General features: G+C 70.7%; 7 protein-coding genes. 3 read left to right on the top strand and 4 right to left on the bottom strand.

Translation table 11 applies throughout. From position 1 onward, the window contains the following. The coding region (locus D7V93_RS33055) for an alcohol dehydrogenase catalytic domain-containing protein (RefSeq protein WP_158623917.1) at positions 1 to 557 on the bottom strand (557 nt) is incomplete at its 3' end. Between the two features lie 107 nt (positions 558 to 664). Between D7V93_RS33055 and D7V93_RS33050 the strand changes: the two genes are divergently transcribed. Further along, a complete protein-coding gene (locus D7V93_RS33050; RefSeq protein WP_120647174.1) occupies positions 665 to 1,570 on the top strand; it encodes a LysR family transcriptional regulator in 906 nt (301 codons plus the stop codon). Positions 1,571 to 1,572: 2 nt separating this feature from the next. On the opposite strand, the gene D7V93_RS33045 is transcribed toward D7V93_RS33050, so the two are convergent. Further along, the gene (locus D7V93_RS33045; protein WP_120647173.1) at positions 1,573 to 3,060 is read right to left on the bottom strand and encodes a S28 family serine protease; all 1,488 of its coding nucleotides are present in this window, start codon (positions 3,058 to 3,060) and stop codon (positions 1,573 to 1,575) included. Between the two features lie 167 nt (positions 3,061 to 3,227). On the opposite strand from D7V93_RS33045, the gene D7V93_RS33040 reads away from it, so the two are divergent. Beyond that, positions 3,228 to 4,241: a zinc-dependent alcohol dehydrogenase family protein gene (locus D7V93_RS33040; protein WP_120647172.1), complete on the top strand. Its 1,014-nt coding sequence runs from the start codon at positions 3,228 to 3,230 to the stop codon at positions 4,239 to 4,241. On the opposite strand, the gene D7V93_RS33035 is transcribed toward D7V93_RS33040, so the two are convergent. Next, the gene (locus D7V93_RS33035; protein ID WP_120647171.1) at positions 4,225 to 4,629 is read right to left on the bottom strand and encodes a TonB family protein; all 405 of its coding nucleotides are present in this window, start codon (positions 4,627 to 4,629) and stop codon (positions 4,225 to 4,227) included. The genes D7V93_RS33040 and D7V93_RS33035 overlap by 17 nt on opposite strands. A 20-nt stretch (positions 4,630 to 4,649) precedes the next feature. Then, on the bottom strand, positions 4,650 to 5,231 hold the full coding sequence (locus D7V93_RS33030; protein WP_120647170.1) for a DUF2378 family protein: 582 nt from the start codon (positions 5,229 to 5,231) through the stop codon (positions 4,650 to 4,652). A gap of 198 nt (positions 5,232 to 5,429) precedes the next feature. Here D7V93_RS33030 and D7V93_RS33025 point away from each other — a divergent pair, with 198 nt between their 5' ends. Continuing rightward, positions 5,430 to 7,043 (top strand): sigma 54-interacting transcriptional regulator, encoded by a 1,614-nt coding sequence (locus D7V93_RS33025; protein ID WP_120647169.1) that lies wholly within the window; start codon positions 5,430 to 5,432, stop codon positions 7,041 to 7,043. Positions 7,044 to 7,438 lie beyond the last annotated feature (395 nt).

Raw genomic sequence — 7,438 nt, 5'->3', positions numbered from 1 at the left:
GAGACAGGCCCCACCACGCCCACGCGCTGGCCGGGACCGACCTTCCAGTGGCGCAGCGGTGAGTAGGTGGTGATGCCCGCGCACAGCAGCGGCGCGACGGCCGCCGGGTCCAGGTTCGCGGGGACCTTCAGGACGAAGTCCTCGTCCACCACGATGGCCTCCGAGTAGCCGCCCAGCGTGTGGCCCTTCCCGTCCTTCTGGGGCGTGTTGTACGTCTGCACGCCGCTGACGGTGCAGTACTGCTCCAGCCCGTCCCGGCAGTTCTCGCAGGAGCGGCAGGAGTCCACCATCACGCCGACCCCGCCCAGGTCGCCGGGCCTGAACCTCGTCACGCTGGAGCCCACGCGGACCACGCGGCCGACAATCTCGTGTCCCGGCACCACGGGGTAGCGGGAGATGCCCCAGTCGTTCCGGGCCACGTGCAGGTCCGTATGGCAGACGCCGCAATAGAGGACTTCCAACTGCACATCCCGCGGGCCGGGCTCGCGGCGCTCGAACTGGAACGGGGCGAGGGGCGAGCGGGCGTCCTGGGTGGCGTAGCCGCGAACGGAAATCATGGGGGGCTCCTGGGATGAGGTCGCTGCGTGATGCCCGGAAGGATGGGTGCGGAGGCCGCCGCGCGAAACGGATGGAATCCACACGCTGTATGTAGGAAAGCTTCTGAATGGCCTTCACGCCCCTCAATGCCTTGAACGCCTTCCTGGTCGTGGGCCGCAGGCGCAGCTTCGCCGCGGCCGCCAACGAGCTGGGCATCTCCCCGTCCGCGCTCAGCCAGTCGGTGCGCCAGTTGGAAGCACGGCTGGGCGTGCCGCTGCTCACCCGGACGACCCGGAGCGTGGCGCTGACGGATGCGGGCCAGCGCCTGTTGGAGCAGGCCGGCCCCTCCGTGGAGCACGCGCTCGAAGCCCTGCGGACGGCCACGGCGAGCGCGGGGGAGGTGACGGGGCGTGTGCGGCTGTCGGTGCCCACCATCGCCGTCACCACCGTCGTCACGCCCATCCTGGTGCGCTTCGCCGAACGCTACCCGCGCGTGGAGGTGGAGCTGCGCGTCGAGGACCGCTTCGTGGACATCGTGGCGGAGGGGCTGGACGCGGGCATCCGCCCGTACGAGTCCATCGAGCGGGACATGGTGCAGGTGCGGCTGTCGAAGCCCTACCGCTTCGTCGTGGTGGGCGCCCCGGCGTACTTGAAGCGCAGGGGCATCCCCCAGCGTCCGGAGGACCTGCTGGAGCATGACTGCTTGAACATCCTCATGCCCTCCTCGGGGGTGCGGTACGCGTGGGAGCTGGAGCGCGGCAAGAAGACCTGGCGCATCCCGGTCCGGGGTCCGCTGCTCTGCCTCAACGAGCCGACGCTGATCTCCATGGCGGAAGCGGGACTCGCCTTGATGTATGCCTTTGAACCCACAGTGGTGCCGCACCTGAAGCGCGGCACCCTGCGGTTGGTGCTGGAGCCCTACGCGGCGAGGGTGGACGGACTCTTCCTCTACTTCCCCAGCCGCGCGCAGGTGTCCCCCGCGTTCCGCGCCTTCCTGGACGTGGCCCGCGAGGTGACAGCCGAACGGTCCTGACGTCAGTCGCGCGGCGGCCCGCGGCGGCGGTCCACGACGCCCGTGCTGACGAACTCCTCGCCGGACTGCACGGCGCCGGCCCTCAGGCCCAGCGTGCCGGTGCTCGCGGCGGGCAGACCCGCCCATGCAGCCAGCCGCTCCAGCGCCACGGCTCGCTCCGCGTCGGGAAGGATGCTGATGCGGGAGCCGTGGTTGCCGCCCGGCACGTAGAACCGGTACGAGTCATTGCTCGCGCGCACGTCGAACGCCCCCGTCGACCAGGGATCGTTCTGCCCGTAGACGAGCAGGATGTTCTGCCCGAACGCCTTCACCCAGCCCTCGATGAGCGGCATCGCGAAGGGGTTGAACCGGTAGGGCTTCATGTCGAAGGGCACGAGGGCCCTGGGGTCATACTGGCCGGGGTAGCGCTGCACGCCGTGCAGATGGCGCTCGTCGGACGCGTAGCTGCCCAGCTGCGTCGCCGCCTGGAAGTCATAGGCCGCGTAGTAGTCCAGGTCGGAGTCGCTCATGTACGAGAGCCCGACCACGTTATCCAGGAAGTCCACCAGCGCCTCCGCGGAGCCGCCCGCCGCGGGAATCCGAGCGCACAGCGACGCATTGCCGTACTGCCAGAACGCGAAGGCGAACTCGAGGACGGTGAACTCCAGCGCCTTGTCCACGCCGAGCAGGTCGAACGTCAGCCCGAACTCCTGGGTGCGCGCCTGGAAGAGGGGCTCCACCTCGGCGCGCCGCGCCAGCACCTCGCGCTGGAAGACGCGGATCTGCTCGCGGCACTCGGGCGTGCCCAGCTTGCCGAGGAACCGCACGTAGCGCGGGTCCTGCGTGCCGTAGCTGTTCGGCGCCACGTAGGCCACCGTGCCATCCACGTCACGCGGGTAGAGGGCCCGGTGGTAGATGGACGTCATGCCGCCCTTGCTGCCGCCGGTGCTGATCCACCGGCCGGGGAAGAGCGGCTTGAACGCCTGGATGATGCGGTGGTGGTCCGCCGCGGCCTGCTCGAGGGTGAGCAGCTTCCAGTCCGTGGGCTGCGGGGTGGAGGCGTTGAAGAAGCGGTGCTCCACCAGCAACTGGTTGCCCTGGAGCAGGAACGTGGGTTCCACCTGGTAGGGCTGCGTGCTGATGCCGTAGCCCGTGCTGGCCAGCACCACCGGCAGCTCCGTGCTCCGGAAGAGCAGCGTCATCCGCTGCTGGAACCGGGTCCCTTCGGGGTGCCGGTGGTCCGCGGGCTGGTCGTACGTCAGCACGAAGTGCCGCACGCCCGGCAGCGGGGTCGCGTTCTCGCGCACCACCGTGAGGCCCGGGAGGGCCTGCAGCGCCGTGAGGATGTCGCCCGGCACCGCGTCCTGCACGAGCGCCTGTGCGTGGGACTCCAGCGCTTGGGGAGCAGGGGGGGAGACCGCTTCGGTGGAAGCCTCGCTGCCGCCACAGGCCTGGAGCCCCAGGGCGAGCGCGCACGCGAGGACCGCGGGACGTCGGAGGAAACGTGTCACGTTGGAAACCCTCTCTTCGTGGAAAACCCGGAGAAGATGGCGGGTTCACGTCCAGCAGGAAAGAGCCTCCCAGGTCTGGTGAGCCCGGCGGGACGGGGTGGGGTTTCCAACGCTCCGCGCGTCCCGAGGCGAGCGCCGCGAGCGGGCCCGCGCTAGGACTTGTCGCCATGAACGCCTATGAGATTCGCGGTGCCTTTGGCCTGGACAAGCTGGTGCGCACGGAGCGGCCGGACCCCACGCCCGGACCCTTCCAGGTGCGCGTGCGGGTGAAGGCCACGAGCCTCAACGCGCGCGACCTGATGATGGTGGAGGGCCGCTACAATCCGCGTCAGAAGCTGCCGCTCGTGCCCAACTCAGACGGGGCGGGCGTGGTGGACGCGGTGGGCCCCGGCGTCACCCGCGTGAAGCCTGGCGACCGGGTGATGACCCTGTTCTCGCAGGCGTGGCAGTCCGGGGAGCCGAACCGGGCCGCCACGACGAGCACGCTGGGTGGTCCGCTGGACGGCGCGCTCGCGGACACGATGCTCCTGCACGAGGACGGCGTGGTGCTCACGCCCGCGTACCTGTCGGACGTGGAGGCCGCCACGCTGCCGTGCGCGGCGGTGACGGCGTGGAGCGCGCTCGTCACGCAGGGGCAGCTCAAGGCCGGCGATACGGTGTTGCTCCAGGGCACCGGCGGCGTGTCCATCTTCGCGCTGCAGATTGCCCTGATGCACGGCGCGCACGTCATCATCACCTCCAGCCGCGACGACAAGCTGGAGCGGGCCCTGAAGATGGGCGCGCACGAAGGCATCAACTACACCACCACGCCGGACTGGGAGAAGGCGGCGCGCACGCTCACCGGCGGCGTGGGCGTGGACCACGTGGTGGAGGTGGGCGGCTCGGGCACCTTCGAGCGCTCGCTCAAGGCGGTGCGCGTGGGCGGCACCGTGTCCCTCATCGGCGTGCTGACGGGCGGGGCGGGCAACGTGTCCCTCATCCCCATCCTGATGCAGAACCTGCGCGTGCAGGGCGTGCTCGTGGGCCCCCGTCAGTCCTTCGAGGCCCTCACCCGGGCGTTCGCGCTGCACGAGGTCCGTCCGGCGGTGGACCGCGTCTTCCCCTTCGCGGAAGCCCGCGCCGCCTTCGAGCACCTCAAGAGCGGCGCGCACTTTGGCAAGGTCGTCATCCAGGTGGGATGACCCACGCGAAGTGGAAGTGCGCCTCCAGCGTGGGGGACGCGTAGCCCTTGGGCAGCGGCGGGAAGGGCGCTGCCTTCTTCACCGCGGCGAGCGCGGCGGCGTCCCACGCCTTCGCGCCGGATTCGGTGAGGATGGCGGTAGAGACGAGCTTGCCGTCCTTGTCGAGGATGGCCTGGACGATGGTCTTCTTCCCCAGGGCCGGGGTCCCCTTGGAGCCCGGCTGCTTCCAGACCTTCGCGACGCGCTGGAAGGCCTGCTGCTGGTAGGCGGGGCTGTCCAGCGCGCCCTGGAAGAACGTCTGCAATTGGGGGCTGCCGCTCGCGGCCAGCGCCCCGGACGTCAGGGCCAGCGCGAGCACCGCCACGGCGGGAGTCGGGATGCGGAGCATGGGCCGAATATAGGGCCCGTTCAGCTCCTCGGCTCGGCGGCCTTTTCGGTGGTCTTGTCGCCTGTCCAGGACAGCTCATACACGGCCGCGTCGCCCGCGCTGCGCATCAGCACGACGGACGGGCGCTTCGTGCCGCTCATCTCCAGACCCGCGGCGAACAGGCCCCGGTAGAAGCCCGCCACCACCACCGGCCGGCAGGTGAGCACGTAGCGCGTGGGGCCGGTCTGCTCCAGCCGCGCCTCCAGGTAGTTGGTGCCCGTGCGCAGGTTGCGCGTCATCCGGTCCAGCATCCGGTGCGGCCCCAGCAGCCGCACGCCCGCGAGCAGCGCGCTGCCGATGAGCGTCGCCCCGTAGCCCTCCAGGAAGCGGCGTCCCACCACCTCCGCGCCGTCCTCCAGGGTCTCCGACGGCGCCAGCACCGACGCGGCCAGCTTCAGCGCCTCCACCCACACGTCCAGGGGGTAGGCCACCGACAGCTTCCCGCGAGGGTCGATGCCCGCGTCGCGCAGCTGCTTCACGCATGGCTCATCCATGCGGTCACCCAGGGCGCGGATCAGCCCCTCGAAGCTCTGCTGGAAGACGAGGCGTTCGGGAGTTTGCATGCCCCACCACGCTACCCGTGAGCCCGGGGCTGTCTCAACCCGGTAGGTTCCCAGGATTCAAGAACTTGTCGGGGATTGTTCGAAAATGCGGTGCGGCAGGGGTTTCGACGCGTCGAGCCAGCCAGGATCGACCTCGGCTCCATCTCGACGTCCCAGCGCTGACTTCGGCCCCCGGAGGGTGCGGTAGGTTGTGGGGTCATGCCGCATGACCCCCTCGCCGATGTCTCCACGGCCGCGATGCAGGAGCGCGGTGGCCCCCGGCGCTCCCCGCGCGTCGTCCCCGCGCTGACGGTGGTGTCCCATCCGGTGCCGCGCCGGGTGGGGACCCGGCTGCTGCTGGACGCGGTGGCGGCGGGGCGCTCGGTGGCGCTGACTCGCAACGGGCCGGACTTCGTGGCGCCGGGCGGGGCGCTGGGGCTGCCGCTGGCGGATCCGTTCATCAGCCGCAAGCCGCTGGAGTTCGCACCCTCGGGAGACGGAGGCGTGCGGTTGGTGGTGCCGGAGGACGGCACGCACGTGGTGCTGGCGGGGATGCCGCTTCACGGCGCGCACGACTTCGGGGCGCAAACGCTGGCGGACGGCGTGGCGTTGGAACTGGCGGGCCGCGTGGTGGTGCTGCTGCATGGGGTGGAACTGGACGGGGAGGGCGCGGCGGACACGCTGGGCATGGTGGGCGAGAGCGTGGGCCTGCGTCGCCTGCGCAAGCACATCGAGCGCGTGGCGGACCTGGACGTGTCGGTGCTCATCCGGGGCGAGACGGGCACGGGCAAGGAACTGGTGGCGCAGGCCATCCACCGGCGCAGCACCCGGCGTGATGGGCGCTTCCTCAGCGTCAACCTGGGTGCCATTCCCAAGGAGCTGGCGGCGTCGGAGCTGTTCGGCTCGCACAAGGGCGCGTACTCGGGCGCGACGCGGGACCGCGAGGGCTTCTTCCGCGCCGCGCACGGCGGCACCCTGTTCCTGGACGAGGTGGGCGAGGCCCCGCCCGAGGTGCAGGTGATGCTCCTGCGCGTGCTGGAGACGGGGGAGTTGTACCCGGTGGGCGCGAGCAGTCCTGTGACGGTGGACGTGCGCCTCATCGCCGCGACGGACGCGCACCTGGAGGAGCAGATCCGCGACGGGCGCTTCAAGGCGCCGCTGCTGCACCGGCTGGCGGGCTATGACCTGCGCGTGCCGCCCCTGCGCGAGCGGCGCGAGGACATTGGCCGGCTGTTCTTCCACTTCGCGCGCGAGGAACTGGCGGCGCTGGGGGACGCGGGCCGCCTGGACACGGAGGACCCGCACGCGGAGCCCTGGCTGCCCGCGCCGCTGGCGTCGCGACTGGTGCGGGCGGCGTGGCCGGGCAACATCCGGCAGCTTCGCAACCTGGCGCGCCAGCTTGTGATTGGCAGCCGGGGACAGGCGCGACTGCAATTGGATTCACAGCTCGATGAGGCCTTGGGGGCTCCTCCGGACGCGGTGGTGCCTGTCGTCGCCGCCGTGAAGGCGCCGGAGGCCCGCGACCCGGCGGCCGTGCCCCGGCGCAAACCCTCGCAGGTGACGGAGGCGGAGTTGCTGGCCGCGCTGCGGGCGAGTGCGTGGGACCTGAAGGCAGCGGCGGATGCGCTCGGCATTCCGCGGCCGTCTGTCTATGACCTCATCGACAAGAGCCCGAACCTGCGCACCGCGGGCGACCTGGGCGCGGACGAGATCACCCGCAGCTTCGAGGCCTGCGGCGGCGACCTGGACGCGATGGTGCGCGAGTTGGAGGTGTCGAAGCGGGCACTGGGAAGGCGGTTGAAGGAGCTGGGCCTGGTAGCGAAGGGGACGTGAGCGGCGCGTGGGCGGAGCCCGGTTCCATGGCCATCCGAAATGTGATGGAAGGAATATGGGATGTCTGCGTTTGACGCCTCCCTCAGCGGAGATGGCGGGAATCGAACCCGCAGGCAGGGCGATAGAAAACCCCAGGCAGGACGCGCTGTTGCCCGCTATCGCCTTGATCTCACATCGGTTCGTTGTGCCGCCCTATCCCGTCTTCTCCCGTCTTGTCCCGTTCTCAGCTCCGCTGGAGGGGCACACTGGGGGCACATGCGGCCCACAGGGTCCACCCGCTCACGGACGCGAGCGGCCCGAGTTCCCCAGTCTCGCAGGGCTCACGAGAAGCCCGTGGGAGGCTGACGGTAGCGTGTGCCCTGGCGAGGTGGAGTTGGGGAGGGGCAGGTGGAGGA

Source organism: Corallococcus llansteffanensis, assembly GCF_003612055.1.
Taxonomy (GTDB): Bacteria; Myxococcota; Myxococcia; order Myxococcales; family Myxococcaceae; genus Corallococcus; species Corallococcus llansteffanensis.
This window is presented reverse-complemented; position numbering and strand designations above follow the sequence as displayed.